This window comes from Albidovulum sp. (assembly GCF_041919395.1).
Classification (GTDB): domain Bacteria; phylum Pseudomonadota; class Alphaproteobacteria; order Rhodobacterales; family Rhodobacteraceae; genus Albidovulum.
Window position 1 is genome coordinate 1 of record NZ_JAYRTX010000203.1, and the last position, 1,681, is coordinate 1,681.

Here is a 1,681-nt window from a genome sequence, read left to right on the forward strand (position 1 = left end):
CAAGATGGCCCCGGTGGTCCGCCGCATCTATGACCAGATGGCCGCCCCGAAATGGGTCATCGCCATGGGCGCCTGCGCCAGCTCGGGCGGCATGTATCGGAGCTATGCCACCCTGCAGGGGGTGGACCGCATCGTGCCGGTGGACGTCTATATCAGCGGCTGCCCGCCCCGTCCCGAGGCCCTGCTTGATGCCCTCATGAAGCTCCAGACGAAGGTTCGCCGCGAACCTGCGCTCAAGAAGCAGTTCACCGCTGCCTGACGCCCTGCTGCCGCGCATGACCACCGACGTCGACCTTCCGACCGCCGTTAGCCAGCAGTTCCCCTCGGCCGCCCCGCGCCCGAGCCTCGACTGCCCCGCCTTCAATGTCCCCGCCGGCGACGTCCTCGCCGTGCTGCAATACCTGCGCGACACCCAGGCCTACGACTTCCTGATGGACCTGACCGCCATCGACTGGAGCGCCGAACAATCCCCGCGCTTCACCGTCGTCTGGCACCTCTACTCGAGCACGAAGCACACCTACGTCCGCCTCGCCGCCAGCTGCGCCTCCGACGCCGAGCCGGCCATGCCGACCACCTCGGGCCTCTGGGCCGGCGCCGACTGGCACGAGCGCGAGACCTACGACATGTTCGGCATCAAGTTCACCGGGCATCCCGACCTGCGCCGCATCCTGATGTGGGACGCCTATCCGTATTTCCCGCTCCGCAAGGAGTTCCCCCTCGCCGGCCTGCCGACCGAGATGTCCGACGCCGACATCAACGCCGAGATCGGCGTCGGCGTCATTCCCGCCCCGATGGCCGGCGGCCCCTTCGTGGCCACCCCGGGCGAGCCGATGAGCGACGCCGAACCGCGCGCCAAGGACGAGGCCTGGAATGAAAAGCGCGAGAAACCCGAGTAACATGGCCACCGATTTTTCCTATCCCGACGCCGCCGCGAAAGCCGCCTCGAACCTTCCCAAGGAGTTCGACCCGGAGAAGATGTCCCTCTCCATGGGCCCGTCGCACCCGTCCACCCACGGCGTGCTGCGCATCCAGTTCGAGCTCGACGGCGAGATCGTGACGAAGGCGGACCCGGTCATCGGCTACCTGCACCGCGGCGACGAGAAGATCGCGGAAAACATGACCTACAACCAGTTCGTGCCCTACACGGACCGGCTGGATTACATCGCCCCGCTCGCGAACAACATGGCCTACGCCATCGCGGTCGAGCGCCTCGCCGGCCTCGAGATGCCGCCCCGCTGCCAGGCCATCCGCGTGCTCACGGCGGAGATGGCCCGCGTGTCGTCCCACCTGATGGGTCTCGGTGCCTACGGCATCGATGTCGGCGCCTGGTCGGTGTTCATGTATTGCTTCGAGGAGCGCGAGAAACTCTACAAGCTCTTCGAGGAGCTGACCGGCGCGCGCTTCACCACCAGCTACACCCGTATCGGCGGCCTGACGCGCGACGTGCCCGAGGGCTGGATCCAGAAGGTCGACGCGTTCTGCGACCAGTTCCTGCCGATCCTCGAGGAGATCCTCGGGCTGCTCTCGCGCAACAAGATCTTCCTAGACCGCACCGTCGACATCGGCGTCATCTCGAAGGCCGACGCCATCGCCTACGGCCTCAGCGGCCCGAACCTCCGCGGCTCCGGCGTGCCGAACGACCTGCGCAAGGACAAGCCCTACTCCGGCTACGAGCAGTATG

The 1,681-nt window shown here is 67.0% G+C and carries 3 protein-coding genes; all 3 read left to right on the plus strand.

The window, feature by feature from the left end; translation table 11 throughout:
• On the plus strand, positions 1 to 259 hold a 259-nt coding region (locus ACMUOO_RS17420; RefSeq protein ID WP_413855832.1), incomplete at its 5' end, for an NADH-quinone oxidoreductase subunit B.
• A gap of 16 nt (positions 260 to 275) precedes the next feature.
• On the plus strand, positions 276 to 896 hold the full coding sequence (locus tag ACMUOO_RS17425) for an NADH-quinone oxidoreductase subunit C (RefSeq protein WP_413855833.1): 621 nt from the start codon (positions 276 to 278) through the stop codon (positions 894 to 896).
• A gap of 1 nt (position 897) precedes the next feature.
• On the plus strand, positions 898 to 1,681 hold a 784-nt coding region (locus ACMUOO_RS17430), incomplete at its 3' end, for an NADH-quinone oxidoreductase subunit D (protein ID WP_413855834.1).